The sequence below is a fragment of the Actinomadura rubrobrunea NBRC 15275 genome, from assembly GCF_001552235.1.
Taxonomy (GTDB): Bacteria; Actinomycetota; Actinomycetes; order Streptosporangiales; family Streptosporangiaceae; genus Spirillospora; species Spirillospora viridilutea.
Map to the genome: position 1 here is coordinate 25,685 of NZ_BCQU01000045.1, position 25,969 is coordinate 51,653.

Below are 25,969 nucleotides of genomic sequence, written 5' to 3' on the forward strand. Positions count from 1 at the left end.
TATGGGGCGCGTCAGGTGTCCTCTTTGGCGCGGGCCTCTTCGAAGCGGCGGCGGCGTTCGTTCAGGGCCGCGACCACGGCCGCCGACATCGCGTCGCGCTGGCCGGACAGCAGCACGTAGCTGATCAACCCGCTGATGAGCAGCGCGCCCAGCAGCAGGAACAGGGGCGCCTTCTGCAGCGGCGTCAGCCAGAGCACGCCCGCGGTGGCCAGGAAGATGCCCAGGCGGGCGGCGGTGTAGACGAGGACGGGTCGCATGGCGTTTTCGAGCGTACCCCCGCCCCTCGCCTGCCCCGCCACCGCCCGGGCCGTTGGCGACGGCGCCGGTTCTGGCGTGGACGTCGAGGAACGTCACGCGTGGACGTCGAGGTACGTCAGGCGTAGACGTCGAGGAACAGGGCCGGGTCGACGTTGCCGCCCGACAGGACCGACACGTAGGTGCGCGCGTCCGGCAGCTCGTGGCGGCGGAACAGGTACGCGGCGGCCCCCACCGCTCCGGCGGGCTCGGCGATGAGGCGGGCCTCGCGGGCCAGCCGGCGCATCGCCTGGCGGATCTCGTCCTCGGTGACCGTGACGATGTCGTCGACGTACTCGCGGATGTGCGCGAACGGCACCTCGCCGACGCACTGGACGCGCAGGGCGTCGGCGACGGTGCGGCCCGTCTCCTCCGGCGCCCACGCGACGGGACGGCCGGCGCGCAGCGAGTCCCGGGCGTCGGCGGCGAGCTCCGGCTCGACGCCGATCACCTTGGCCTTCGGACGCAGCGCCTTGACCGCGGCGGCCACGCCCGACAGCAGCCCGCCGCCGCCCACCGGGACGAGCACCGCCTCGACGTCCGGGCAGTCCTGGACGATCTCCAGTCCCACCGTGCCCTGCCCGGCGACGATCCGCTCGTCGTCGAACGGCGGGATCAGCGTGAAGCCGTGCGCCTCGGCCAGCTTGGCCGCGGTGGCGGTCCGGGCCTCCATGGTCGGTTCCACATAGACGATTTCGGCGCCGTGCTTCATGCAGGCGTCGACCTTCACGCCCGGAGTGGTGTGCGGAATGACCAGCACCGCGCGGATACCGAGCAGTCGCGCGCTGTAAGCGACGGCCTGTGCGTGGTTGCCGCTCGAGTGCGTCACCACGCCGCGGGCGCGCCGCTCCTCGGGCAGCGCCGAAATCGTCGCGTATGCGCCGCGCACCTTGAATGCGCCGATCGGCTGGAACGACTCGGCCTTCAGGACGAGCGCGGGGTCGGTCGACGGAAAGGCGATGAGCGGGGTCCGCGCGGCGACTCCCGCCAGCCGCTCCGCCGCCCGCTCGATGTCCGCCAGGGACACAAGATCCGACATGGAAGGGAGACTATGCGCCCCGCCGGGCCGGCCGGAAAGCACCGACCGGAATGCCGCGGTCACGGCGGGTCGGGGCGCCGGCGGGGCGGCGGAACATTCCAGCGCGCTGCCGGGACCGCTGTGGCCGCCGAGACCGATGTCTCCTTTACTTCTCGTTATTTACGCAGGTCAAGCGACTACGCTCGGTGATCTTTTACGAAAACAAGGGAGAAATCGGTCTTGAACCGCCACACTAGAAACCAGTCCACCCGCACCGAGAGCGGGACAAAGGGGGAGAGACAACGTGGAAAGCACCAGCGAGCGCCTGCTGACCCCCGGAGAGGTCGCCGCCCTCTTCCGGGTCGATCCGAAGACGGTCACCCGATGGGCCGCGGCGGGCCGGATCAGCAGCATCCGCACTCCCGGAGGCCACCGCCGCTTCCGCGAGTCGGAAGTGCACGCGCTGCTGCGCGGGGAAGAGCCGGTCGCCGAGCACTCGGCGCGCTGACCCGGCGCGGCCGGTCCGTCCGGCCCGGTCCGCCCGGCGGCGACCCCTCCGCCCGGCGCCCGGTCCCGCGATCACCCCTCCGCCCCGGACGGGCCGTCGCCCTCCACGCCCGCCTTCCACTCCTCGAACCGGCGCAGTAGATCCGCGTCCTCGTCCCGCCACCGGCGGCGCTTCTCCTCCAGCTCCTCCTCGGTCAGCGACTGGCCGAGGAGCCGGTCGTAGTCGGGGTCGTCGGGACCGATCTCCACATACGCCTGGGCGATGATCCGTCCCGATCCCTCCGCGGAGTCGGCCAGGACGCTGCGGGGAACGCGGAGCCTGCCGTCGGGCAGCCGGATCACGTACATCGTCGATCACCTTCGGTGCTGGTCGTCGCGCGTCGGCGTGCGCCGTTCGCCGGAGCGGGTCGGCCGGTCGTCGTCGCGGGTCGCGTCGCGGGTCGCGGGGATCGGCATGTCAGATTCCGAAGCGTCGGTTGAAGAAGAGCATGACGTCCAGCGCCAGCCGGATGTCGCCGGCGAGCATATCGACCAGAGCGGGGCGCTGGCGGGAGGAGATCGCGGCGAACGCGTCGGCGAAGAACTCGCGGCGGCCGAGCGCGTCGGGCTGCTTGTGGAAGTCGCTCGCCAGATGCGGGCGCACCCGGTCGTAGAGGGCGCGGAACTCCGGGCTGTCGGACGTCCAGCCGTCCGGGCCGCCGTCGATGTCGTCGAGGGCGTGGCCGACCTCGTGCATCATCACGTCCGGGGTCGGCGACGGCCGGTCGCCCACGACGATCTTCCGGTCGCCGTACGCGCCGGCGCAGACGTCCCAGGTGGCGGTGCCGGACGGCAGCGGCCGGTCGCGCAGGTGGCCCATGTCGTCCAGCTGGGGGACGCCGCCCGGCCCGACGTAGATGCCGTCCAGCCCGGCGGCCAGCTTGACCTTCAGCGGGTCGGGCAGGGCCGCCAGGCTCTCCACCGCGCGGATCACCTCGGGCGTGGGCGGGCCCTGCCGGGCGTCCCACTGCCGGTGCAGGATGCTCTCCAGGACGCCGCAGTGCCGCCGCCCGTCCGGGGGGTGCGGCACGCCCGGCGGGTGCGGTTCGGCCCGCGGCGGCCGCGGATCGTCGAGTTCGTAGTCGCTCCAGGAGAAGCCGTCGCCGGGGCCGACGCGCCTGCCGCGCGGCGGCCGGACCCCGCGGGCCGGGGCGTCCGGCCCGGCGGCGTCGGCGGCCGCGGCGGTGAACTCGTCGTCGCGCCCGGCCTTGCGGAACCGGCCGAAGCGGTCGCGCGGCTGGTTGGTCCGCGGCCGCACCCGGCGCGTGCCCCGGACCGGCTCCGGGGGCGAGTCCGGCGGCGACGGGGAGTACGTCGCGTCCCTGCCCCTGCTCTCCCGGAGCTTGCGGTGGATGCCTCTGAAGCGCATCGGGCTCCTCTGTCAGCGGGCCTGCTTCGGGCCCCTGTGGCAGGGTAAGCCCCCGACCGACTCCCCGTCATCCCGGCCAGTTAGGGATTACCCTCGTGTCATGGTGTACGCGCTGCTTGCTCTCGCGCTGGTCGGTGTGTGGCTGTTCTGCCTGTTCGACGTGCTGAGCACCGATGAGGGAGACGTACGCCATCTGCCCAAGTTCGGCTGGTTTCTGATCGTGCTGCTCGGTGCCCTTCCCGGAGCGGCCCTGTGGCTGATCCTGGGCCGCCCCCGCCGTCCCCTGGCGGTCGGCATGTCCGGCGCCTGGCCGGGCGCCGACAGCCGCCCGGACGCGCCCAAGGGCCCCGACGACGACCCGGCCTTCCTGCGCGAGCTGGACCGCCGCCTGCGCGGCGAGGACGGCCGCGCCTGACCTCCTCTCCGCGCGCGCCGGGCGCGCTCCCCCTGCGCGTCAGGCGTAGGAGTGCAGACCCGAGAACATGTAGTTGACGCCGAAGAAGTTGAACAGCAGCGCGGCGAAGGCCACCAGCGACAGGACCGCGGCGCGACGGCCCTTCCACCCGGCGGTCGCCCGGGCGTGCAGGTAGGCCGCGTACCCGATCCAGGTGACGAAGGACCAGATCTCCTTGGGGTCCCAGCCCCAGTAGCGGCCCCACGCCTCGTCCGCCCAGACGGCGCCCATGACGATCGCGGTCGTCCAGATCGGGAAGGCGAACGTGGTGACGCGGAACGCCAGCCGGTCGAGGGTCCCGGTCGCCGGGATGCGCGCCCACACGCCCTCGGCGGCGCCGCCCTTGGCCTCCCGCCGCGACTTGAGCATGTACAGGACCGTGGCCGCGCCCGCGACGGTGAACGCGCCGGTCGCCACGATCGCGGCGCTGACGTGGATGGCGATCCAGTACGAGTTGAGCGCCGGGACGACCGGACCCACCGAGTCGTAGAGCCAGATGTTGGCGACGCCGAGCGCGACCACCGCGGCCAGCATCACGAACGCGCCGAGGAACCGGGCCCCGGACCGCCACATGACGATCAGGAAGGCGGTCACCGCGGCGAACGCGATCGCGGTGAGGAACTCGTACATGTTCGCCCACGGCCACCGGCCGGCGGCGGCCGCGCGCGTCACGAGCACGCCCAGGTGCGCGCCCCAGCCCAGCACGTTGAGCACGACGGCCAGCCGCGCCCAGTCGACCTCGCGGCGTTGGGACGCGTCGTCGGCGTCCGCCGCGCCGGAACCGGCGGCCGCCGCGGCCCTGTCGTCGACCGCGACCGCGGCCGCGTCCGCGCCGCCGCGGCCTCCGACGCCGGCCGCCACCTTGACCTCGACCTTGGCCTTGGTCTTGGTCTTGGTCTCGACCTCGACCTCGGCCCCGGTCTCGGCGTCCGCCGGGCGGCGGCGGAAGCCCAGGTCGGCCGCGTAGGCGACCATGGCGACGATGTACAGCACGACGGTGCTCAACATGAGCTTGTCGCTCAGCTCGGCGAGCTCGGCGCTACTCACCTGGTCACTCCTTCGGTTCGGTTGCCGACGCGTCCGCCCCGCCGGACCCGGCCGTGGCAGGGGCGCCGGGCCCGGATTCCCCGGCGGCGTCCCGGGGCCCGCGCAACGCGGTGACGATGTCGTCGAATTCGGATGTCGGGTGGCCGAGCGTGAGCCCGCCGACGTCGACCACGGTACGCCCGTCGCCCGCGGCCCGCGCACGGACCCACACCCTGCGGCGACGCACCATGAGCGACGCGGCCACGCCCGCCACGGCCAGGATGGCCGCGACCAGAGCGGGCAGGCGGCCCGGGTCGTGGTTGACCGACAGGCTCGCCCACTCCCGGACGCCCTCGAACGTGATGGAGCCGGAGCCGTCGGGGAGCGTGAACGTCTGACCGGGCTCCAGCAGCTTCTGCCCGCCCTTCACCGGGTGCAGCGTCTTGCCGATGCCCTCCAGCCGGTACACCGACTGGGGGGTCCCCGAGTCCAGGCCGATGTCGCCCTTGAACGCGGTGATGGTCACCACCGGGCGCAGCGCCGCGGGGAACGCGGAGACGATCTGCTTGCCGTCCTTGGCCGACACCGCCGTGGGCCACAGGATCGCGTAGAACGCCAGCTGCTCGGGCTCGGCGTCCGGGGCCTTGACGACGCCCTCGGAGGTGTAGGTGCGCTGCTCCATCGGCAGGAACGGCACGGCGTCCTGGTAGGCGACGTTGCCCTTGGCGTCGCGCACCGTGAACACCGGCGCGTACCCGTGGTTGATCAGGTACACCTTGGCGCCGCCCACGTTGAGGGGGTGGTTGACGCGCAGGTCGTAGCGGGTCTCCGGCGCGTCGGGGGTCTCCCGGTAGCGCAGCTTTGCCACGTAATCGGTGGCCTGGCCGCGCCGCTCCCCCTTGGTCTCGTAGGTGGCGGTGAAGTCCTCCAGCCGGAACGAGAACGGGGCCAGGTCGCCGCTGTCGAATCGGCGCCCCGGGGTGAACTGGTCGTACTGCGCCAGCGAGTTGGCGAACGCCTTGCCCTCGGTCACCAGCACGCTGCCGCGGTACCCGAAGGCGTTGCCGATGCCCAGCGCGAACAGCAGCGCCAGCAGGGCCAGGTGGAACACCAGGTTGCCGGTCTCGCCCAGGTACCCCTTCTCGGCGGCGACCCAGCCGCCGGCGCCGGGCGTCTCGCCCGCGTCGACCCGGAAGCGGCGGCGCCGCAGCAGCGTGCGCGCCTGCGCCAGCGCCTCGTCGGGCGTCGCGTCGGTCTCGTACGACGCGGACTGCGGGAGCCGCAGCAGGTTCCGGGGCGCCGCCGGGGGACGCGACCGCATCGCCCGGTAGTGCTGGAACGCGCGCGGGATCACGCACCCGGCCAGCGACACGAACAGCAGGATGTAGATCGCCGCGAACCACGGCGCGGCGAACACGTCGAACAGCGAGAAGCGGTCCAGCCAAGGCGCCAGGGTCTTGTGCTGTTCGAAATAGTCGGCGACGCGCTCGGGCGCCTGCCCCCGCTGCGGCAGGATCGAGCCGGGCACCGCGCCCAGCGCCACCAGGAACAGCAGCACCAGCGCGGTGCGCATCGAGGTCAGCTGGCGCCATCCCCAGCGCAGCCAGCCCAGCACGCCGAGCCCCGCGGGCGCGGGCTCGCCGCCCTGGGGGGTCGACGCCCCCGCCGCGGCCGCGGCACGGCTGTCGTCAGCGGCGCGGGTCTCGTTGTCGGCGCGCGCGTCGTCCGCGGCGCGGACCTCGGCGGACGCCCGGCCGCCCGGCGGCGCGGCGTCGGTGGTGTCCGGCGTGTCGCTCATGGTCAGATCACCGTCTCGAAGCCGCCGATCCACGACTTCAGCTCGATGGTCAGCTCCCCCCACAGTCCCGTCACCAGCAGCACGCCGATCGCGACCAGCATCCCGCCGCCGATCCGCGTGACCAGGCCGTAGTGCCGTTTGACGGCGCCGAACGCGCCCAGCGCCCGGCGGTAGGCCAGCGCCGTGGCCACGAACGGCAGCCCGAGGCCCAGGCAGTACGCCAGCGACAGCAGCGCGCCGCGCCCGGCGGACGCCTCGCTGAACGACAGCGCCTGCACCGCCGCAAGCGTGGGGCCGATGCACGGCGTCCAGCCCAGCCCGAACAACGCGCCCAGCAGCGGCGCCCCGACCAGCCCGGCGGCCGGCAGCCGGCTCGACTTCACGGTGCGCTGCAGCCCGGGCACCAGGCCCATGAACGCCAGCCCGAACACGATCGTGATCGCGCCCAGCACCCGGGTGATCGGGTCGGCGTACTCCAGCAGCCAGCGTCCCAGCCCGCCGAACGCCAGCCCGGCGCTGACGAACACCGCGCTGAACCCCAGGACGAACAGGACGGCGCCCGCCAGCAGCCGCCCGCGGCGCTGCTCGGCCAGGTCGACGCCGGTCATCCCGGTGACGTACGACAGATAGCCGGGCACCAGCGGCAGCACGCACGGGGAGACGAACGACACCAGCCCGGCCAGGGCCGCCAGCGGGCCCGCCACCAGCAGCGACCCGCTGGTGACGGTCTGGCCCACCTCCGCGGCGCTCACCGGCGCGCTCCGCTCGGCGCCCTGCGGCCGCGGGCGCGCGCCGGCGTCCGGCGCCGCTCCGGTCGCACGCTTCCTCCGCTCCTCACTCCGGCCACCGCGGGGCTGCCCGTGATCACTTCTCCGCGAGGACCCGCGCGACCAGCGGGTTGAGCGTGGAGTAGGTGGTGGCGCCGATGACCCGCGCGGCGACCCGGCCCTGCCGGTCCAGGACGAGCGTGGTGGGGATGGCGTTGGGCGGCACGGCGCGGAAGGCCAGCGTGATGCGCCCGTCGGCGTCGAACAGGCTCGGATAGCCGACCTTGAACTTGCGCTCGAACGCCTGGGCGTTCTGCTTGCTGTCCTTGAAGGCCACGCCGAGGAAGGCCACGCCCTTGTCCTTGTTCGCCTTGTGCACCTGCTCGAGCGACGGCGCCTCGCCGCGGCAGGGGGCGCACCAGGACGCCCAGAAGTTCACGACCGTGACCTTGCCCTTGAGGTCGGCGAGCGCGAGCCGCTCGCCGTCCAGCGTCTCGCCCTGCACGCCCGTCACGGGCTTGCGGTCGGCCGCGGGGATCGTCTGGGTGGAGCCGTCGCCCGCGATGAAGCGGTTGTCGCCGCCGTCGGGCCCGTTCTGCGCCGCCTGCGACCCCGCGCAGCCCGCCAGCAGGCCGCACAGCGCCGCGGCCGCGGCGGCGCGGGCCGCGCGGACGGCCGGAACGGCGCGGGGCCGGGGCCGGGCGGCGGTCGGCACGGCGGAGATTCGGGGGGTCACCACACCCTCCTACTACTACAGGACGTAGTACTCAATGTAGCGGCCGGATCAGGCGCCCGCGATTCCGGGGTGCTTGGCGAGGCCGGCGGCCGGTTCGCTGTAGGAGACGTCCACCAGCCGGCTGCCCTCGAACGTCAGGCTCGTCACGCTGCACAGACCGCACTGCCGCTTGCCCGGGTGGTGCCACAGCCGCTTGTGCTCGGCGCGGCGGCGCAGCACCCAGATGGGCAGCTGGTGGCTGACGCAGACCGCCTCGTGGCCGCGCGCCGCCTCCCGGGCCCGGATCACCGCGGCCTTCATCCGGTCGGCGATCTGCCGGTACGGCTCGCCCCACGAGGGCTTGAACGGGTTCACCAGGTAGCGCCAGTGCTCGGGGCGGCGCAGCGAGCCCTTGCCGGCCCCGAACGTCAGGCCCTCGAAGTGGTTGTCGGCCTCGGTGAGACGCTCGTCCACCGTCACCGCGATGTCGAACGCGTCGGCCAGCGGCGCGGCCGTCTCCAGCGCCCGCTGCATGGGCGAGGAGAAGATCGCCGTGACGTCCCGGTCGGCGAACCACTTGGCGGCCGCCTTGGCCATGAGCACCCCGTCCTCGCTGAGCCGGAAGCCCGGCAGCCGTCCGTACAGGATGCCTTCGGGATTGTGCACCTCTCCGTGGCGCAACAGGTGAACGATCGTCGTGTCAGTCATGGCCTGGTCAGGGTATCCCGGCCGCGACCCCCGCCGGACCGTCGCCCTTCCAGGTCAGCGCCGTGCCGACGCCGCCGGGTCGGCGATGCCCGCGACCGCGCGTGCGTGAGATCGTTCTGCGTCATTCCCCGGTCGCGCTGGGCAAACCGGCGGCGGCATCGCTCGTGGACGCCCCGTCCCGCCGCACCCCGGCGACGGCGCGCGATCGCGCGGCGGTCCGGGCGGCGGCGCGGCCTCCTCCGGGCGTTCCCGGTCAGGCGGTTCCGGACGCGCCGGTCAGGGTTCCGGCGGCGTCCCGGAAGGCGTCCAGGGCGGCGCGCAGAGCGGGACGGCGGGCGGCCTCCTCCCGCCACACGGCGTAGACCCGGCGGGTCAGCGGGGTCTCCAGTTCGACGATCCGGACGCCTTCGGGCACGTCGCAGCGGCCCATGCGCGGCAGGACCGCGTTGCCCAGCCCCGCCGCGACCAGGGCGAGCTGGGTGGCGAACTCGTACGCCATGTGGGCGACGCGCGGCTCGGCGTCGACGGACCGCAGGGTGTGGGTGAGCCAATCGCAGCAGATGCTGCCGGGGGTGGACGCGATCCACGCGTCGCCCGCCAGCTCCTTGAGGTCGACGCGTTCCCGCCCGGCCAGCGGGTGGTCGGCGGGCAGCGCCACGTCCACCACGTCCTCGCAGATGGGGCCCTTGTGCAGCCCCTCGGGGATGGACAGCGGCTCGTTGCTCCAGTCCTGGACGATGGCCATGTCGTGGTCGCCGCGCACCACGAGCGGGATGCTCTGCATCGGGTCCTGCTCGCGCAGCTGCACCCGCAGCCCCGGGTGGTCGGCGCGCAGGCGGCGCAGGGCGGCGGGCAGCAGTCCCCGCGCGGCCGTGGGGAAGGCGGCGACGGCCAGCCGCCCGACCACGGCCCCGCGATGCGCCTCCAGGTCGGCCTGCGCCCGCTCCACCAGGGACAGGATGCGGTCGGCGTGGCCGACCAGCAGCTCGGCCGCGTCGGTGAGGCGCACCCCGCGCCCGTTGCGTTCCAGCAGCTTCTGCCCGGTCTCCCGCTCCAGCTTGGCCAGCTGCTGGGAGACCGCGGAGGTCGTCACGTGCAGGACGTCGGCGGCGGCGCTCACCGAGCCGTACGTGGCGACGGCGTGCAGGGCCCGCAGCCGTTCCAAGTCGAGCATGAAGCAATGCTAAAGCGTGCGGCCGTGCATCGCTAGGCGAACCTAAACACCATGACGTCGCCGTCCGTCCGTCGCCGCGAGGAGAGGGGGCTTTGCAGGACGGCGAATGCCGCAGATCATGGAGAAGTGGGCGGTCTTCGACACCGGCGAAGGCCGGGCCGGCCCCGGCGGGCTCCGCCGAGGTCGACCGCCCGCCCACGGCGACGACGGACGCCCGGCGGCTGTGTTCGGGTCCCACCCGGGAGTGGGAGCGTGCGCATCGAGCCGTTCGACTACGACGCCATGCCGGCCACCGCTCCGACCAGGTGGCGGGATCTAGGCCTGCACTGGCACTGCTACGCCTGGCGCGGCACCGGCGAGGACTGGAACGACGAGGCCCTGCGGCAGGACCCGGCCTCGCCCCTGCCGCCCACCCAGATCCGGGATTGGCTCGCCAAGCCCGCCTCGATGGTGCGGGCTGTGGAGCACACTCCCGAGAGCGCCGCCGAATGGCTGCGCGGCCGCTGGATGCCGCTCACTCGCGACGCCCTCTACGGCGACCCGGAAGGCTTCTTGACGAGCGACTACCGCTGGGCTCTCGCCCTTTACGACTTGCGCTCCGGAGCGGACATCTACTGGACCCTATGGACGAAAGGGCCCACGATCCACGCGCTCGCGGTGATCGGCACCTCCAACGCCTGCCACCGCCCCTGACGCGCTCCGTCCGTCTTCACTTCGCCCACAGGTTCCGCTGCGGCGTTGCGCGAACGGCCTCGCCGGTGCGTCGGAGTCCTGTGCGACGCGCCGCGTCTGCGCCCGCGCCGGACGCGGCGGCGCGGGCGCAGACGGCCGGGACATGGCCGACGAGGTCAGCGGGAGGCCGCGGCCGCCGCCGCGGCGGCGGCGTACGGCAGGGCGTCGGTAATGCGCTCCAACGCCTGGTCGTCGTGGGCGGCCGACAGGAACCACGCCTCGAACGCCGAGGGCGGCAGATAGACGCCGCGCTCCAGGGCGGCGTGGAAGAACGCCGCGTACGCCTTGGTGTCCTGCCGCTGGGCTGCGGCGAAGTCGCCGACCGGCTCGTCCGTGAAGAAGATCGAGAAGAGGTTCCCCGCCGTCTGCAGGCGGTGCGGGACGCCCTCCTTGGTCAGCGCCTCGCAGGCCGCGCTCGCCACGATGGAGGCGGCCCGGTCGATCGCCGCGTACACCTCGTCGGTGGCGTTGCGCAGCGTGGCCAGGCCGGCGGCGGTGGCGAGGGGGTTCCCGGAGAGGGTGCCCGCCTGGTAGACGGGGCCGGCCGGCGCCAGCCGGTCCATGATCTCGGCGCGGCCGCCGAACGCGGCGGCGGGCAGGCCGCCGCCCATGACCTTGCCGAAGGTCATCAGGTCCCCGGCCACGCCCTCGACGCCGTACCAGCCGGAGCGGGACGCCCGGAAGCCGGTCAGCACCTCGTCGATGATCAGCAGCGCTCCGTGGCGCTCGCACAGCGACTTCAGCAGCGCGTTGAACCCGTCCGCCGGCGGCACCACGCCCATGTTGCACGGCACCGCCTCGGTGATCACGCAGGCGATCTCGTGGCCGTGCGCGGCGAACGCCTCCTCCACCGCGCCGACGTCGTTGTACGACAGCACGATCGTGTCGGCCGTGGTGGCGCCGGTCACCCCCGGCGTGTCGGGCAGGCCGAACGTGGCGACGCCCGAGCCCGCCGCGGCCAGCAGCGCGTCCACGTGCCCGTGGTAGCACCCGGCGAACTTGACCACCTTGGCGCGCCCGGTGAAGCCGCGGGCCAGCCGGATCGCCGACATCGTCGCCTCGGTGCCGGAGTTGACCAGCCGGATCTTCTCGACGGGCGTGCGGGCGACGATCTCCTCGGCCAGCTCCACCTCGCCGGGCGTCGGCGCCCCGTAGGAGGTGCCGCGGCCGGCCGCCTCCCGCACCGCCTCCACCACGGCGGGGTGCGCGTGGCCGAGGATCAGCGGCCCCCAGGAGCAGATCAGGTCAACGTACTCGGTGCCGTCGGCGTCGGTGAGGTACGGGCCGCGCCCGGCGGTCATGAAGCGGGGGGTCCCGCCCACCGCGCCGAACGCCCGCACCGGCGAGTTCACACCGCCCGGAATCACCCCGTTCGCACGGTCGAACAGCTCTTGGGAGAGTTGGATGTCGGTCACCGGTACAGTCTCTCAGTTGCAGTTTGGCGACTCGGCTTGACCCGGCCCGTTTGCTGCCGATATTCCACGAAGTACGCGGTGCCGGGCGGACGGTGCCGCGCTCGTCACCGGCACCGGCCGTGAGCGGACCGTATTTCGAAAGGGATGGCGCGCCAAGTGGTTGACGGCTGGACGGTCCCGGGCTTCACCCACGTGCGAGAGCTGGGCGGCGGCGCCTCGGGCCGGGTGGTGCTGGCGGTGGACGACGTGACCCAGACCAAGGTCGCCGTCAAGTACCTCGACCGGCGGCTCGACGGGGACGAGACGTTCCTGTCGCGGTTCCGGCTCGCGGCCCGCCGGCTCGCCCAGATCGAGGACCCCAACCTGGTCGACTTCTACGACTTCGTGGAAGAACCGCGCGGCGGGGCCGCGATCGTCATGGAGTGGGTGGACGGCGTCACCCTGCGCCGTGTGGTGGACGCGCAGGGGCCGACCGGGCCGCTGGCCGCGCTGTCCCTGCTGGGCGGCGTGCTGGTGGGCCTCGCCGCCGCGCACGCCAAGGACGTGGTGCACGGGTCGCTGCGCCCCGCCAACGTGCTGGTCGACACCGAAGGCAACGGACGCCTGGTCGACCTGGCGCTCGCGCCGCCCGGCTCCGAGGCCCAGGGCGGCCCGCTGTACGCCGCGCCCGAGCTGTGGGAGGGCGCGCCCGCGACCCCGGCCAGCGACATCTACGCCGCCACCGCGATCTTCTTCGAGTGCCTCACCGGACGGCCCCCGTTCTCCGGACGCAGCCAGTCGGCGGTGGCCAAGGCGCACCGGGAGGCCCCGATCCCGGCCGACGACGTGCCCGGCCCCCTGCGCGACCTGATCCTGACGGGGCTGGCCAAGAAGCCGTCGGAGCGGCCCGCGTCGGCCGCCGACTTCCTCGGCGCGGTGGAGGAGGCCGCCGTCGCCGCCTACGGGCCCGCGTGGGAGGCGCAGGGCCGCAGCCGCATGACGGAGCTGGTGAAGCAGACGCAGGCGCTGCCCGAGCCGGCCCCCTCCCGCAACGGCGGCCGCGCCTCGACGAAGGCGCCGTCGGCCGCGCCGGGCGGCGGACGCAGGCGGCTGGCCCCTCTCCTCGTCGCGGGGGTCGTCGTCGTGGGCGCCGCCGGGGGCGCCGCGGCGCTCGCGCTCGGCGGCGGGGACGACGCCCGGAAGGCGGCGCAGCCGCCGCCCTCCCCCGCCACCACGGGCACGCCCAGCCCGGCCCTGCCCTCCGGCCCCGGCCCGGTGAACGCGGCCGCCGCGGCCGCGCTGGCCGGTCAGGTCGAGCAGGCGGTGGGACGCACGCCGAGCGGCGCGTTCGGCTACCGGCGGACGGGCGCCGGCGGCGTGATCAAGGCGCAGGGGACGTTCACGCTGGCCCCGGCCGCCTCGCCCGCGTACCAGCTGTCGGTGTCGGGGCAGAGCAAGGACGTTCGGCGGCCCGCCCACGCGCGGGTCGTGGCGAACGTGACGTACCTGCGGTCCGGCAAGGCGTGGCGGCCCGTCGGTTCCGGCGCGCGGGCGCGCGCCTACGCGAACCTGGTGTCGCACGTGCGGTGGAGCAGCTCGGTGTCCAACGTGGCGGCCCTGCTGCGTTCGAGCACCGACCTGCGGAAGACGAGCGCGTCGTCCTACCAGGGGACCGCGCCCCTGTCGCGCCTGGCGGCGACCCCCGGCCTCGGCCCCCTGTACGCGGAGATGGCCAGGGCGACCGGCGCCCAGCAGGTGACGTTCGTGGTGCAGCTGGACGGCGCGATGCGGCCCGTTCAGCTGCGGGTGAAGGCCGTGGGCCCCGGCGCCAAGCCCCGCTCCCAGCTGCTGCACACCAACTTCTCGCGGTGGGGGCAGAAGGTCTCGATCCCCGCCCCGCGCGGCGGCGCGCGCTGATCCTCTCGGTCTCTTTCGGAATCTCCCCCTGGGCCGTCAGGGCCCAGGGGCCGCCCCTGCGTCTCGCCCTACACGTCTCGGCTCTACGTCTCTCAGCGCTGCGTCTCTCAGCGCTGCGTCTCGGCTCCGCCGTCTCAGCCGACGGCGTCGCAGCTGTCGGACAGGACCTCCAGCAGCCGCAGCGGGTCCGGCAGCGGGGAACCGTCGGGCGGGCGCACCCACGTGACCTCACGCCCGTACGGGAGCACCGAGGGCGGCGCCACCACGTAGCTGTCGCGGCAGTGCCAGCGCATGCCGGGCGTCTCGGTCACCGTCTCGGGGAAGCAGTCCAGGTGGCAGGACCACCACTCGTCCTCGTCCTCGGGCGCGCCGCGGGTGGCCACGAAGAACAGGTACCGGTCGTCGCCCAAGGCGGCCACGGGGCCCACCGGCAGGCCCTCCCGGGCGATGCGCGCCAGGGCCGCCGTCCCGGCGGCGGCGGGCACGTCGAGGACGTCGAACACGCGACCGGTCGGCAGGATGATGTTGGCGTCGGGGCGTTCGGTCCACCAGCGGTTCAGAACGTCGATGTCGGCGCTGGCCTGCAGCGCCCACGTGGCCGACACCGGGTGCGCCCCCGGGTCGGGACATCCCACGCGGTCGCAGGAACAGGCCCGGTCGCCGGCGACGCCCGGATGCGCTCCCGGGGTGCAGGGCCACCCCAGCGCCGCGTAGTCGCGGGCCGCCGCGGCCATGTCCCGTTCACGTCCCCGCTGGCGTTTGCCCTGACGTCTGCGCGCTTTGCCGCCGAGCCGTTTTCCCCCGGAGACCGCCAGCATGATCGCCCCCTAGCCGAAACGCCGTAACGGGTCGTTGCTAACGATGATGCCGGGCGCGCCGAACGGCCGAGACGGCAACCCCCCGCAAACAGCACCAAGTGACTAGACCGATGTCACCCCGGCGTCGACGACCGCCCCGGCGGCCCCCGGGACGAGGCTCAGCGGCGGCGCAGCCGACGGGCCGCCTCGGTCGCCCAGTAGGTGAGCACGATGTCCGCGCCGGCGCGGCGGATCGAGGTCAGCGACTCGTCGATGGTGCGCTCGCGGTCCAGCCAGCCCTTCTCGGCCGCCGCCTCGATCATCGCGTACTCGCCGCTGACCTGGTAGGCGGCCACCGGCACGCGCACCTCGTCGCGGACGCGCCGCACGATGTCCAGGTACGGCCCGGCCGGCTTGACCATCACCATGTCGGCGCCCTCGTCCAGGTCCAGCAGCACCTCCCGCAGCGCCTCCTCGGCGTTGGGCGGGTCCTGCTGGTGGGACGAGCGGTCGCCGAACCGCGGCGCGCATTCGGCGGCGTCGCGGAACGGGCCGTAGAACGCCGAGGCGTACTTGGCCGAGTACGCCAGGATCGCCACGTCCCGGTACCCGGCCGCGTCCAGCGCCGAGCGGATCGCGCCGACCTGGCCGTCCATCATGCCGGACGGCGCCACCACCGCCGCGCCGGCGTCGGCCTGCGCCACCGCGATCGACGCGTACCGCTCCAGCGTGGCGTCGTTGTCGATCTCACCGGCGGGGGTGAGCAGGCCGCAGTGCCCGTGGTCGGTGTACTCGTCCAGGCACAGGTCGGTCATGATGACGACGGCGTCGCCGAGGTCGGACGTCAGGTCCCGCAGCGCGAGCTGGACGATCCCGGCGGGGTCGTCGGCGGCCGAGCCGGTCCCATCCTTGACCGCGGGCACGCCGAACAGCATCAGCCCGCCGACCCCCGCCTCGGCCGCCTCGTGCGCGGCCTTGCGCAGGCTGTCGCGGGTGTGCTGGACGACGCCCGGCATGGACGGCACCGGCTGCGGCTCGGCGATGCCCTCCTTGACGAACATCGGCAGCACCAGGTCGGCCGGGGACAGCCGGTGCTCGGCGACCAGGCGGCGCAGCGCCGGCGTGCGGCGCAGCCGCCGGGGCCGGGCGACGGGGAACTGAGCGGACATCCTCTTCCTCCAGGACGCACGGGCCGAGGGAACGGCGGCCGACGGCCCGGATCTCGATCTCGGTCGCCGGGACGGCTACCTGCGGCGGCGCGCGCCCCGGCGCATCTGGCTCGGCTTGCGCAGCGGCGCGCCCGCCTCGATCTGGGCGGCCCTCCTCCTGGCACCGTACTCGGCCAGCGCCTCGGCCAGGGCCGAGACGGACGGCTTGGGCGCCATGACGTCCACGCGCAGCCCGTACTCCTCGGCCGTCTTGGCGGTCTGCGGGCCGATGCAGGCGATCACCGTGACGTTGTGCGGCTTGCCCGCGATCCCGATCAGGTTCTTCACCGTGGACGAGGAGGTGAACAGCACCGCGTCGAACCCGCCGCCCTTGATCGCCTCGCGGATCGGGGCGGGCGGCGGCGCGGCGCGCACCGTGCGGTAGGCGGTGACGTCCTCGCACTCCCAGCCGAGCTCGGTCAACCCGGCGATCAGCGTGTCGGTGGCGATGTCCGCGCGCGGCAGCAGCACCCGGTTGATCGGGTCCAGGTCCTGGTCGTACGGCGGCCACACCTTGACCAGGCCCTCGCCGGACTGCTGCCCGGTGGGCACCAGGTCGGGCTGCACGCCGAACTCCACCAGGGCCTTGGCGGTCTGCTCGCCGACGGCGGCGACCTTCAGGCCGGCGAAGGCGCGCGCGTCCAGCCCGTAGGCGGCGAACTTCTCGCGGATCGCCCGCACGGCGTTCGTGGACGTGAACACCACCCACTCGTACCGGCCGGTGACCAGGCCCTTGACGGCCCGCTCCATCTGCTGCGGCGTGCGCGGCGGCTCCACCGAGATCGTCGGGACCTCCTCGGGCACCGCGCCGTACTCGCGCAGCTGCTCCGACAGCGAGGCGGCCTGCTCCTTGGTGCGCGGCACCAGCACCCGCCAGCCGAACAGCGGCTTGGTCTCGAACCACGACAGGGTGTCGCGGTGGCGCACCACGTCCCCCACGATGATCAGCGCGGGGGCCTCCATGCCCTTGGTGTCGGCGGCCAGCCGCTGCAGGGTCGACACCACGGTCTCCTGCTCGGTGGTGGTGCCCAGGCTGGTCATCGCGGCGGGCGTGGAGCCGGGGCGGCCCACCGCCATCAGCCCCTTGGCGACCTCGCCGACCGCGCCCTCGGCGCCGGTGACCACCAGCGTGACGTCGGGCGCGGCGAACCGCTGCCAGTCGACGCCGCCCTCGGACGCGTCCACGATCCGCACCTCGCGGTGCTCGCGGTCGGTCAGCGGGATGCCCGCGTAGCCGGGCACGCCGGTCACGGCCGACACCCCGGGGACGATCTCGAACGGGACGCCCGCCTCGGTCAGCCGGTCGCCCTCGGCGGCCAGGTCGCAGCCCAGCCCCGGGTCGCCGCGAAAGAGCCGGACCACGTAGGCGCCGCCGCGGGCCGCGGCCACGGCGGCCTCGACCGGTTCGGCCTCGGCGGTGTCGACGATCTCCACGTCCGGGCGGCAGTGCGACAGGATCTCCGCGGGGCAGCGCGCCCGGTCGACGACGACCACGTCGGCGCGCTCCAACGCGGCGGCCGCGCGCAGGGTCAGCAGGCCCGGGTCGCCCGGGCCCATGCCGACGAGGGCGACCCGGCCGGCCCGGAAGGACGCGCCGTCGCCCGTGCCGTCGGCCTTGTCGGCCGCGTCGTTCTTCTCCGCCGGTCCGGCCGGGGTGCTCGGGGCGGCCGGGGCGGTCGCGATCACCGCGCTCTGCTCATCGGGGTTCAATGTCGCGTTCCCCCATCACCTGATCGGCTCCCTGGTCGAGCAGCCGGGCGGCGAGCTCGCGGCCGAGCTCCTCGGGCCGCTCGAGGGAGCCGCTTGCGGACAGCCGGATCTGGCGGCTGCCGTCGTGCGCCACGACGGAGGCGGTCAGATGCAGCTTATGGTCTACTTCGGCAGCGTATGCTCCCACAGGTGCCGAACATCCCGCTTCGAGCACGGCCAGCACCGTCCGTTCGGCGGTGACCGCCGCCCGCGTCGCCGGATCGTCCACCGACGCCAGCAGCTCCCGCAGATCCTCCCGGTCGGCCCGGCACTCCACCGCCAGCGCGCCCTGCCCCGGGGCGGGCAGCATCTGGTCGGGCTCGAACACCTCGGCGATCTCGTCCTCGCGGCCGATCCGGCGCAGCCCCGCGTACGCCAGCACCACCGCGTCCAGCTCCCCGGAGGTCACCTTCCGCAGCCGGGTGTCGGCGTTGCCGCGGATCGGGACGACCTCCAGATCGGGCCGCAGCGCCCGCAGCTGCGCCACCCGGCGCGGCGACCCGGTGCCGACCCGCGCCCCCCGCGGCAGATCCGCCAGCTTGGCCGGACCGCACAGCACGTCACGGGGATCCTCGCGGGGCGGCGTGGCCGCCAGCACGATCCCCTCCGCCGGCGCGGTCGGCAGGTCCTTCAGCGAGTGCACCGCGAAGTCCACCTCGCCGGACAGCAGCCGGTCGCGCAGCGCGCTGACGAACACCCCGGTGCCGCCGATCTGCGCGAGCAGCGCCCTGGAGACATCACCCTCGGTGGTTACCCCGACCAGCTCCACCGCATGCCCCGTACGCTGGGACAACGCGTCGGCGACGAGCCTGGACTGGCTCATCGCCAGCAGGCTGCGGCGCGTCCCCAGACGCAACGGCGTTCGCTCGTTCACGGCTCGGTTCCTTCGGTGATGTCGGCGCGCGTGACCGCCTCCGGCGCCTTGGGATCGAGATCGAAAAGGCGGGACAGCGCGTCGGCGTAGGCGTCCCCGCCCGGCGCCGAGGCCAGCTCCTGGACCCGCACCGTCGGGGCGTGCAGCAGCTTGTCCACCACCCGGCGCACCGCGTGGGCGATCTCCCGGCGGGACCGCTCGTCCAGGTCGGGCAGGCGGCCGCTCAGCCGCGCCAGCTCGGCGTCCACCACCTCCGCGGCCTTGCTGCGCAGCGCCACCACCGTCGGCGTCACGGCGGCGGCGCGGGCGGCGCCGAGGAAGTCGGCCACCTCGTCCGCAACGATCCGCCGCACCGCCTCGATCGCCTCCGGCCCGATCGCGTCGGCGGCCTCCTGCGCGGTGCGCAGATCGTCCAGCGCGGCCAGCGCCGCGCCGGGGATCTCCCGCACGGCCGCCGGGTCGATGTCGTGCGGCAGCGCGAGGTCCAGGAAGAACCGGCGCCGTCCGTCGTCCCCGATGCCCTGGAGCTGGTCGGCGGTCAGCACCAGCCCCGTCGCGCCGGTGCAGGACACGATCAGATCGGCCTCGGTCAGCGCCTCGGGCAGCCGGTGCAGCTCCACCGCCCGCGCGGGCGCCTGCGCCGACTCGGCCAGCCGCACGGCCCGCTCGTGGGTGCGGTTCGCCACGATGATCTCCCGGGCCCCGGCGCGCGCCAGCGTCGCCACCGCCAGCCCGCTCATCGAGCCCGCGCCGACCACCAGGGCCCGCACGTCCTCCAGCGGCCCGAGGTGTGCGCGCGCCACGTCCAGGCCCACGCTGACCAGCGACGCGCCGACCTTGTCGATGCCCGTCTCATGGTGCGCCCGCTTGCCCACGCGCAGCGCCCGCTGCAGCACGTCGTGCAGGGTGCGGCCGACGGTGCCCTCGTCCTGGGCGAGCCGGAACGCCTGCCGCAGCTGCCCGAGGATCTGCCCCTCGCCCACGACCATGGACTCCAGCCCGCACGCCACCGAGAACACGTGCTGGATCGCCCGGTCCTCGTAGTGGACGTACAGGTGCCGCGACAGGTCCTCCAGCGGCACGCCCGAGTGCAGCGCCAGCAGCTCGGAGATGCGCGACACGCCGCGGTGGAACTTGTCGACCACGGCGTAGACCTCGACCCGGTTGCAGGTCGAGACGATCACGGCCTCCGCGACATGCGGCGCGTCGTGCGTCTCGTGCAGCAGCTTGACCAGCGAGTCGCCGGACACCGAGACGCGCTCCAGCAGCGCCACCGGCGCGCTGCGGTGACTGAGCCCGACCACCAGCACGCTCATCGGCAACCCATCCTCACGTCGACCCCGGCCTCACCCGCGCCGCGCACCGCCAGGAGCCCGCCCGAGCCTCCGACGCTCACCTCCAGGACGCCATCAAGGCCCGGCCTTCCCTCCTCGCTCGTCCCTCGCTCGTCGGTCCAGGCCGCGCCGCGTCCTTCCGGTTCGCCCGAGCCTCCGACGCTCACCTCCAGGACGCCATCAAGGCCCGGCCTTCCCTCCTCGCTCGTCCCTCGCTCGTCGGTCCAGGCCGCGCCGCGTCCTTCCGGTTCGCTCATAGCTCAACCGCCTCTACGTACTCGGCCTGGTCGGAGGGTCGATCGCCGTCGCCCGCGGGCTCGTACTCGACCGGCCCGCCGGCCTTGCGCTGCTCGTGGAACGCCAGGATCTGCAGCTCGATCGACAGGTCGACCTTGCGCACGTCGACCCCCTCCGGCACCGACAGCACCACCGGGGCGAAGTTGAGCACACTGGTCACCCCCGCCGCGACCACCCGGTCGCACACGCTCTGCGCGGCGGAGGCGGGAGTGGCGATCACGGCGATGGACACGCCGCGCTCGGCGATGACGTCCTCCAGCCGGTCGATGTGCTCCACGGTCATCCCGGCGATCTCCTGGCCGACGATGGCCTCGTCGGCGTCCAGCAGGGCCGCCACACGGAAGCCGCGGGAGGCGAACCCGCCGTACCCGGCCAGCGCCCGCCCCAGGTTACCCACCCCGATGATGGCGACGACCCAGTCCTGGGTGAGGCCCAGCTCACGGGAGATCTGGTAGACGAGGTACTCCACCTCGTAGCCGACGCCGCGGGTGCCGTAGGAGCCCAGATGGGACAGGTCCTTGCGGAGCTTGGCGGAGTTCACCCCCGCCGCGGCCGCCAGTTCCTCGGACGAGACGGTGGCCACGCCGCGCTCCTGCAGGGCGTGCAGAGCCCGCAGGTACACCGGCAGGCGTGCCACAGTGGCCTCTGGGATGCCGCGGTCAGCGCGGTCGCGGTTGCGAGTCTGTCGTGGTGTCACGGCCTGCTCTTCGGGGGCTCGACTCTGCGGGCGGGACCCGGGGGCCCTGCCCCCAGGTTAAGCCTGTGTGAATACATGCACGAAGCCACCCCCCGGCCGCAGGTTCCCACCATCCCGCCCGGAACAGCAGAAAACCACCGATAACGTGGGGCATCAGCGTTCACTCAGACGCGCCGCTGTGACGCATCGGACATCCGGCGGAACGGCGGCGGGCGTCAGCGGCCGCGCAGCTCCGCGATCGCCGCGCGCAGCCGGTTCTCGTCCACCCGCCAGAAGTCGTGCTGCACGCCGTTGATCAGCGTGACCGGGATCTGCTCCCAGTAGCGGCGGTAGTCCTCCTCCGACTGGGTGATGTCGCGCTCCTCCCAGCGCACCCCGGTGTCCGCCGCGACCCGCTCGATCACCGCGCGGGCGTCGTCGCACAGATGGCAGCCCGGCTTGCCGAGCAGAGTGATCACGATGTCCATGGGTCCGAGCGGGTGGTCAGGGGAAGTCCGGGGCGCCGTGCGCGGACGGCGGCCTGGCATGGGCCGACGGCAGCTTGGCGCTGCCGAGCCGCACCTCGATCACGTTGGTGGCCAGCACATGGGTGCGCGACTCGGCCAGGAAGCGCTGCAGGTGCGGCCCGCGCCGGTGCGCCGCGAACGCCGCCTCGTCGCGGAACAGCTGGTAGAAGATGCGCTGCGTGGGCGCGCCCACCACCTCGTGGCAGGCGAAGATCAGCGTGTCCGGCTCGGCGGCGGAGACCGCCCGCACCAGATCGTCGGCCAGCCGGTCGAACGCCTCCTCGCGCCCCTCCAGCAGCGTGTAGACGGTGATCTGCCCGCAGGCGGTCGGCGGCATCCCGGCCGCGGCGGCCACCGCGTCGTCCACGGTTGTGGACGGGCCGGACGGCTCGGCGAACCGCGGCTGCTCCGCCGGCTGCTCGGGGAAGCGCAGCTCCCCGCGCTTGCCGCCGCCCCGGGCGGACCTCGGGGCGGGGGGCGCCTGCTCGGCGTATCCGCGGTCGCCGTACTCGCGATCGTCGTAGCCCTGCTCGTCGTAGCCCTCGTCGTCGTACCCGGCGGCGTCGGCGTCGTCCGCGTACACGGGGATCGTGCGCATCGCGCCGTACCACACCAGCCCCGCGGCGGCGCCGAGCGCGATCACGGCCAGCGCGGCGGGCAGGAGCCCGCGGCTGCCGCTGACCACCAGCACCCCGGCCAGCGCCACCAGGGCGATCGGGATGAGCAGCTCGCCCGCCTCGCGGTCCTGCTTGCCGGCCAGGACGGCGGTCACGGCGGCGCACGCCACCAGCGCGATGACCGCGACCAGGTGCGCGCCGTCCACCAGCAGCAGCGGGATCGCGTCGTAGGTGTCGCCGGGCTTGGGCAGCGCCTTGCTGAACGAGCCGCGCAGCGGGTCCACCAGCAGGATGACGGTGGCCACCACCGAGTACGACACCACGAACAGCCACGCCCCGAACCGCACCTGGACGTAGCGGGCGATCAGCTCGATCATGCCGAGCGCCAGCCACAGCGGCGCCAGCAGGGCCGCGCCGAGCTCGCTCACCCGGAACAGCGGGCCCGCCCAGCCCAGCAGGAAGCCGATCGACATGGACGCCAGCGCCAGGCTCAGCCCGACCATGGTCACCGACCACGCGATCAGGTACAGCGACCGGTCCTTGGAGGCGCGCGTGATGAGCAACCCGGTGGCCACTAAGGCGCCCACGGTCGCCGGCAGCGCGAAAAGAGCATCGACCATCGCGCCCCATGGTGCCCGATGCGGAGCGATGACGGGTAACCGCTCCGGGTCGCACCCGCCATTGCCTGTCGTACGGATCGCTATCTACAGTTGCTTTTCCACGCCGGAGGTCGCGTACGCCCCGAGGAGAACTGCATGAGCAGCGTGACCCTCGATGCCCGATTGGCAGCGATCCCGTCGATTCCCCGGCGTCCCTTTCGTTCCGATCTTCGGCGCGACGGCGCGGCCCGGCGCGACGACGGCCCGCGGGCGCGCGAGGCCCGCGCCCAGGCCGACGCGTCCGACGCGTTCGCCGACGCCATGAGGGCGTTGGTGCTGCGGGCGCGCGACGGCGACATCGAGGCGTTCGGCACCCTCTACGACCACTACGTCGGGCTGGTCTACCGCTACGTCTACTACCGGGTGGGGACCCACTCGCTGGCCGAGGACCTCACCAGCGAGACGTTCCTGCGCGCGATGCGCCGGATGGCCGACTTCACCTGGCAGGGCAAGGATTTCGGGGCCTGGCTGGTCACCATCGCGCGCAATCTCGTCGCCGACCATTTCAAGTCCGGCCGCTACCGGCTGGAGGTCTGCACCGCCGAGCTGCTGGAGCCGCAATTCCCGCAGGAGGGGCCCGAACGCGCCGTCCTCGATTCGATGACCAACCGGGCGCTGCTGGAGGCGGTGCGGCGGCTCGGCTCCGAGCAGCAGGAGTGCGTGGTCCTGCGTTTCCTGCACGGGCTGTCGGTGGCCGAGACCGCCCTGGTGATGGGCAAGAAGACCGGCGCGATCAAGGCGCTGCAGCACCGCGCGATGCGGTCGCTGGCCCGGATGCTCCCCGACGACCTGCTGGCCTGACCGGCCCGCCCGGGGCGGCGCGCCGCACCGGTTCGGCGGGCGTGACCGAGGGGATGTTCTCGTCGTTGTGCGATGCAGGACCGCGTTCGCTGGGGGCCGGCATGAGAACCAGGCGGATCAAGGTCACGGCGGTGCGCGCCCCGCTGGCGCGGCTGCGGGTCGCCCCGATCGACCCCGACCCGGGCTTTCGGGCGGGGCTGCGTGAACGGCTGATGGCGACCGCCGCCGCCAGAAGTGAGGACTGTCCCAATTCTGGAGGTAAGAACGGGGTCCCGGGGGACCGTTGACTAGGCTCGGGCCCATGCGGCTCTTCTGGCAGCGCGGCAAGGGCGCCGATCACGTGGGCGCGGGCATGGCGGCCGCGGCCGCGGCGACCGGCCCCGGACGGCGGCTGCCCGAGCCCGACCCGTCGTCGGCGGCGTTCTTCGACGTCGACAACACCATGATGCGGGGCGCGTCGATCTACTACTTCGCGCGCGGGCTCGCCGCGAGGAAGCTGTTCACGCTGCGCGACCTGGCGATGTTCGCCTGGGGGCAGGCCGCCTTCCGGCTGCGCGGCACCGAGAACGCCGAGCACATCTCCACCGCCCGCGAGGCGGCGCTGGCGTTCGTGGCCGGGCAGCGGGTGAGCGACCTGGAGGCGCTCAGCGAGGAGATCTACGACGAGGTGATGGCCGACCGCATCTGGCACGGCACCCGCGGCCTGGCCCTGCAGCACCTGGACGCGGGACGGCGGGTGTGGCTGGTCACCGCCACCCCGGTGGAGGTGGCCCGGGTCATCGCGCACCGGCTCGGCCTGACCGGCGCGCTCGGCACGGTCGCCGAGACCCGCGACGGCGTCTACACCGGACGCCTCGTCGGCAACCTGCTGCACGGGGAGGCCAAGGCGGAGGCGATCCGGGCGCTGGCCGAACGCGAGGGCCTGGACCTGTCGCGCTGCTACGCCTACAGCGACTCGATCAACGACCTGCCGATGCTGTCGTCGGTCGGGCACCCGAACGCGGTCAACCCCGACTCGGACCTGCGCGCCCACGCCAAGAAGCACGGCTGGCCGATCCACGACTTCCGCACCGGGCGCAAGGTCACCATGGTGGCGCTGCCCGCCGCGGCCGGGGCGGGCGCGCTGGCCGGAGGCGTCGCCGCGGGCATCGCGCTGCGCAGACACTACCGCGGCTGACCCGGATCCGAGCGGCCGGGTCGAGCGGCCGCGCGGACGCCCGAGCGGGCGCCCGGCCGGTCAGAAGAAGGCGGGGCCGCGCCGCAGCAGCGTGTCGTAGACCATCTGCTGAACGTTCTCGCGGACGTGGTCGGTGATGTTGAACACCGTCATCGGGTCGTCCGCGGCGTCGGGGCCGTGCTCCTCCAGCCGCATCGGCTCGCCGAACTGGATCATCCACTTGGACGGCAGCGGCACCAGCCCGGCCGGGCCGAGCAGCGGCCAGGTCGGGGTGATCGGGAAGTAGGGCAGGCCGAGCAGCCGGGCCAGCGGCCGCAGGTCGGCGATCTTGGGGTAGATCTCCTCGGCGCCGACGATCGCGCACGGGATGATCGGCACGCCGGTGCGCAGCGCGGTCTCCACGAAGCCGCCGCGGCCGAAGCGCTGCAGCCGGTACCGCTCGGCGAACGGCTTGCCGACCCCCTTGAACCCTTCGGGGAACACCCCGACCAGTTCGCCCTTGTCCAGCAGCCGCGCCGCGTCGGCCGGGCAGGCCAGGGTGTGCCCGGCCTTGCGGGACAGGTGCCCCAGCAGCGGCACCTGGTAGATCAGGTCGGCGCCGAGCAGCCGCAGGTCGCGGCCGACGTGGTCGTGGATCGCCACGGTGAGCATGAGCCCGTCCACCGGCAGCGTGCCCGAGTGGTTGGCGACCACCAGCGCCGGGCCCTGCCGGGGGACGTGCTCCAGCCCGCACAGCTCGACGCGGAACCAATGCCGGTACATCGCCCGCGCCAGCGGCAGCAGCACGGCGGCGTTCAGCTCGGGGTCGAAGCCGAACTCGTCGACCTCGTACTCGCCCGTCAGGCGGCGGCGCAGGAAGGCCAGGCCGGCGGCGATGCGGCGCTCCAGCGGCCCCGGGCCCTCCTGGCGCTCGCCGTCGGGGTCGGCGCCGCCGGCCGACTGCCGCGCGGTGTCGAGCCGGATGACCCGCGCGCCCCGGTCGTCGTCGGCCCGGTCCTGCGCCTGCCAGGGGGCGACCGCCGCGTTCGCCCCCTGATCGGCGTCCGGTGCCGTGTCCGCGCCCCGCGGGACACGGCGGCGGTCCTGGTCGTGCTGCGCGTTCAAATCGGGCACCTCCCTCCGCGCGGGCCGGGACTTCCGCCTCGGCCCATCGTTCCCCTCAGCGCCCGTCCGTCAACGCTCCCGGCCGACACTGCCTCGTCGACAGCGCCCGGTGGGCACGGCCCCGGTCGGCGGCGCTCGGCCGCCGCTCCCGCCTTCGGCGCCGGCATGCGCGTCCGCGCCGCCCGTTCCGGCGCGCGGCGTCGGCGCCGCCGTCGGCGGCGGGTCAAGGGCAGGTCA

28 protein-coding genes are annotated in these 25,969 nt (G+C 73.9%); 7 read left to right on the forward strand and 21 right to left on the reverse strand.

Going from position 1 to position 25,969, the window contains the following annotated elements; all coding sequences use genetic code 11:
- Nucleotides 1-11: 11 nt before the first annotated feature.
- Entirely contained in the window at nt 12-257 is a 246-nt protein-coding gene (locus tag AR3_RS15715; RefSeq protein ID WP_067914927.1) for a DUF4229 domain-containing protein, read from the reverse strand.
- A gap of 116 nt (nt 258-373) precedes the next feature.
- A complete protein-coding gene (locus tag AR3_RS15720) occupies nt 374-1,333 on the reverse strand; it encodes a threonine ammonia-lyase (RefSeq protein ID WP_067914930.1) in 960 nt (319 codons plus the stop codon).
- A 283-nt stretch (nt 1,334-1,616) separates the two neighbouring features.
- Between AR3_RS15720 and AR3_RS15725 the strand changes: the two genes are divergently transcribed.
- Nucleotides 1,617-1,820, forward strand: coding sequence for a BldC family transcriptional regulator (locus tag AR3_RS15725; RefSeq protein ID WP_021593176.1), 204 nt, complete (start codon nt 1,617-1,619; stop codon nt 1,818-1,820).
- A 71-nt stretch (nt 1,821-1,891) separates the two neighbouring features.
- On the opposite strand, the gene AR3_RS15730 is transcribed toward AR3_RS15725, so the two are convergent.
- The gene (locus tag AR3_RS15730) at nt 1,892-2,167 is read right to left on the reverse strand and encodes a hypothetical protein (protein ID WP_067914932.1); all 276 of its coding nucleotides are present in this window, start codon (nt 2,165-2,167) and stop codon (nt 1,892-1,894) included.
- A gap of 109 nt (nt 2,168-2,276) precedes the next feature.
- A complete protein-coding gene (locus AR3_RS15735) occupies nt 2,277-3,227 on the reverse strand; it encodes a hypothetical protein (RefSeq protein ID WP_067914934.1) in 951 nt (316 codons plus the stop codon).
- Nucleotides 3,228-3,327: 100 nt separating this feature from the next.
- Here AR3_RS15735 and AR3_RS15740 point away from each other — a divergent pair, with 100 nt between their 5' ends.
- Entirely contained in the window at nt 3,328-3,642 is a 315-nt protein-coding gene (locus tag AR3_RS15740) for a PLDc N-terminal domain-containing protein (RefSeq protein WP_067914936.1), read from the forward strand.
- 39 nt (nt 3,643-3,681) lie between these two features.
- Here the strand turns inward: AR3_RS15740 and ccsB are convergent, their stop codons facing one another.
- The 6 genes from ccsB to AR3_RS15770 all read right to left on the reverse strand — a co-directional run bounded on the left by ccsB (nt 3,682) and on the right by AR3_RS15770 (nt 9,869).
- A complete protein-coding gene (ccsB, locus tag AR3_RS15745; RefSeq protein ID WP_067914938.1) occupies nt 3,682-4,728 on the reverse strand; it encodes a c-type cytochrome biogenesis protein CcsB in 1,047 nt (348 codons plus the stop codon).
- A 4-nt stretch (nt 4,729-4,732) separates the two neighbouring features.
- Complete coding sequence (gene resB / locus AR3_RS15750) at nt 4,733-6,505, reverse strand: cytochrome c biogenesis protein ResB (protein ID WP_067914940.1); 1,773 nt, start codon at nt 6,503-6,505, stop codon at nt 4,733-4,735.
- Between the two features lie 2 nt (nt 6,506-6,507).
- A complete protein-coding gene (locus AR3_RS15755; RefSeq protein ID WP_174545453.1) occupies nt 6,508-7,257 on the reverse strand; it encodes a cytochrome c biogenesis CcdA family protein in 750 nt (249 codons plus the stop codon).
- Between the two features lie 112 nt (nt 7,258-7,369).
- Nucleotides 7,370-8,008: a TlpA family protein disulfide reductase gene (locus AR3_RS15760; RefSeq protein ID WP_227023227.1), complete on the reverse strand. Its 639-nt coding sequence runs from the start codon at nt 8,006-8,008 to the stop codon at nt 7,370-7,372.
- 48 nt (nt 8,009-8,056) lie between these two features.
- Complete coding sequence (locus AR3_RS15765; RefSeq protein ID WP_067914942.1) at nt 8,057-8,695, reverse strand: histidine phosphatase family protein; 639 nt, start codon at nt 8,693-8,695, stop codon at nt 8,057-8,059.
- Between the two features lie 253 nt (nt 8,696-8,948).
- On the reverse strand, nt 8,949-9,869 hold the full coding sequence (locus tag AR3_RS15770; protein WP_067914944.1) for a LysR family transcriptional regulator: 921 nt from the start codon (nt 9,867-9,869) through the stop codon (nt 8,949-8,951).
- A 252-nt stretch (nt 9,870-10,121) separates the two neighbouring features.
- Between AR3_RS15770 and AR3_RS15775 the strand changes: the two genes are divergently transcribed.
- On the forward strand, nt 10,122-10,562 hold the full coding sequence (locus AR3_RS15775) for a hypothetical protein (protein WP_067914946.1): 441 nt from the start codon (nt 10,122-10,124) through the stop codon (nt 10,560-10,562).
- Between the two features lie 155 nt (nt 10,563-10,717).
- On the opposite strand, the gene hemL is transcribed toward AR3_RS15775, so the two are convergent.
- A complete protein-coding gene (gene hemL, locus AR3_RS15780; protein WP_083951564.1) occupies nt 10,718-12,016 on the reverse strand; it encodes a glutamate-1-semialdehyde 2,1-aminomutase in 1,299 nt (432 codons plus the stop codon).
- A gap of 156 nt (nt 12,017-12,172) precedes the next feature.
- On the opposite strand from hemL, the gene AR3_RS15785 reads away from it, so the two are divergent.
- Nucleotides 12,173-13,912, forward strand: a complete 1,740-nt coding sequence (locus tag AR3_RS15785) for a serine/threonine-protein kinase (protein WP_067914948.1) — start codon at nt 12,173-12,175, stop codon at nt 13,910-13,912.
- 134 nt (nt 13,913-14,046) lie between these two features.
- On the opposite strand, the gene AR3_RS15790 is transcribed toward AR3_RS15785, so the two are convergent.
- From AR3_RS15790 to AR3_RS15830, 9 genes are all read right to left on the reverse strand, one after another.
- On the reverse strand, nt 14,047-14,646 hold the full coding sequence (locus AR3_RS15790) for a bifunctional DNA primase/polymerase (protein WP_106258898.1): 600 nt from the start codon (nt 14,644-14,646) through the stop codon (nt 14,047-14,049).
- A 242-nt stretch (nt 14,647-14,888) separates the two neighbouring features.
- Nucleotides 14,889-15,878, reverse strand: a complete 990-nt coding sequence (gene hemB, locus AR3_RS15795; RefSeq protein ID WP_067914952.1) for a porphobilinogen synthase — start codon at nt 15,876-15,878, stop codon at nt 14,889-14,891.
- Between the two features lie 75 nt (nt 15,879-15,953).
- Nucleotides 15,954-17,627, reverse strand: coding sequence for a bifunctional uroporphyrinogen-III C-methyltransferase/uroporphyrinogen-III synthase (locus AR3_RS15800; protein WP_083951566.1), 1,674 nt, complete (start codon nt 17,625-17,627; stop codon nt 15,954-15,956).
- Nucleotides 17,614-18,540 (reverse strand): hydroxymethylbilane synthase, encoded by a 927-nt coding sequence (hemC, locus tag AR3_RS15805; RefSeq protein WP_067914954.1) that lies wholly within the window; start codon nt 18,538-18,540, stop codon nt 17,614-17,616. Before hemC ends, AR3_RS15800 begins: the two co-directional genes overlap by 14 nt.
- The gene (locus AR3_RS15810) at nt 18,537-19,856 is read right to left on the reverse strand and encodes a glutamyl-tRNA reductase (protein ID WP_067914956.1); all 1,320 of its coding nucleotides are present in this window, start codon (nt 19,854-19,856) and stop codon (nt 18,537-18,539) included. The genes hemC and AR3_RS15810 overlap by 4 nt, the downstream gene beginning before the upstream one ends.
- On the reverse strand, nt 19,853-20,131 hold the full coding sequence (locus tag AR3_RS15815) for a hypothetical protein (protein ID WP_067914958.1): 279 nt from the start codon (nt 20,129-20,131) through the stop codon (nt 19,853-19,855). The genes AR3_RS15810 and AR3_RS15815 overlap by 4 nt, the downstream gene beginning before the upstream one ends.
- Nucleotides 20,128-20,868, reverse strand: a complete 741-nt coding sequence (locus AR3_RS15820) for a redox-sensing transcriptional repressor Rex (protein WP_067914960.1) — start codon at nt 20,866-20,868, stop codon at nt 20,128-20,130. The genes AR3_RS15815 and AR3_RS15820 overlap by 4 nt, the downstream gene beginning before the upstream one ends.
- A gap of 215 nt (nt 20,869-21,083) precedes the next feature.
- Nucleotides 21,084-21,335, reverse strand: a complete 252-nt coding sequence (locus tag AR3_RS15825) for a glutaredoxin family protein (RefSeq protein WP_067914962.1) — start codon at nt 21,333-21,335, stop codon at nt 21,084-21,086.
- A gap of 16 nt (nt 21,336-21,351) precedes the next feature.
- Complete coding sequence (locus tag AR3_RS15830; protein ID WP_067914964.1) at nt 21,352-22,611, reverse strand: putative quinol monooxygenase; 1,260 nt, start codon at nt 22,609-22,611, stop codon at nt 21,352-21,354.
- Between the two features lie 135 nt (nt 22,612-22,746).
- Between AR3_RS15830 and AR3_RS15835 the strand changes: the two genes are divergently transcribed.
- The 3 genes from AR3_RS15835 (at nt 22,747) to AR3_RS15840 (ending at nt 24,628) form a co-directional block, all read left to right on the forward strand.
- Nucleotides 22,747-23,451 carry a sigma-70 family RNA polymerase sigma factor gene (locus AR3_RS15835; protein ID WP_067914966.1) on the forward strand — a complete coding sequence of 235 codons (705 nt, stop codon included), beginning with the start codon at nt 22,747-22,749 and terminating at the stop codon, nt 23,449-23,451.
- A gap of 101 nt (nt 23,452-23,552) precedes the next feature.
- Nucleotides 23,553-23,738 carry a hypothetical protein gene (locus AR3_RS30615; protein WP_146150311.1) on the forward strand — a complete coding sequence of 62 codons (186 nt, stop codon included), beginning with the start codon at nt 23,553-23,555 and terminating at the stop codon, nt 23,736-23,738.
- 14 nt (nt 23,739-23,752) lie between these two features.
- Entirely contained in the window at nt 23,753-24,628 is an 876-nt protein-coding gene (locus tag AR3_RS15840) for an HAD family hydrolase (protein WP_083951568.1), read from the forward strand.
- Nucleotides 24,629-24,688: 60 nt separating this feature from the next.
- On the opposite strand, the gene AR3_RS15845 is transcribed toward AR3_RS15840, so the two are convergent.
- Nucleotides 24,689-25,732, reverse strand: coding sequence for a lysophospholipid acyltransferase family protein (locus AR3_RS15845; RefSeq protein WP_390098921.1), 1,044 nt, complete (start codon nt 25,730-25,732; stop codon nt 24,689-24,691).
- Nucleotides 25,733-25,969 lie beyond the last annotated feature (237 nt).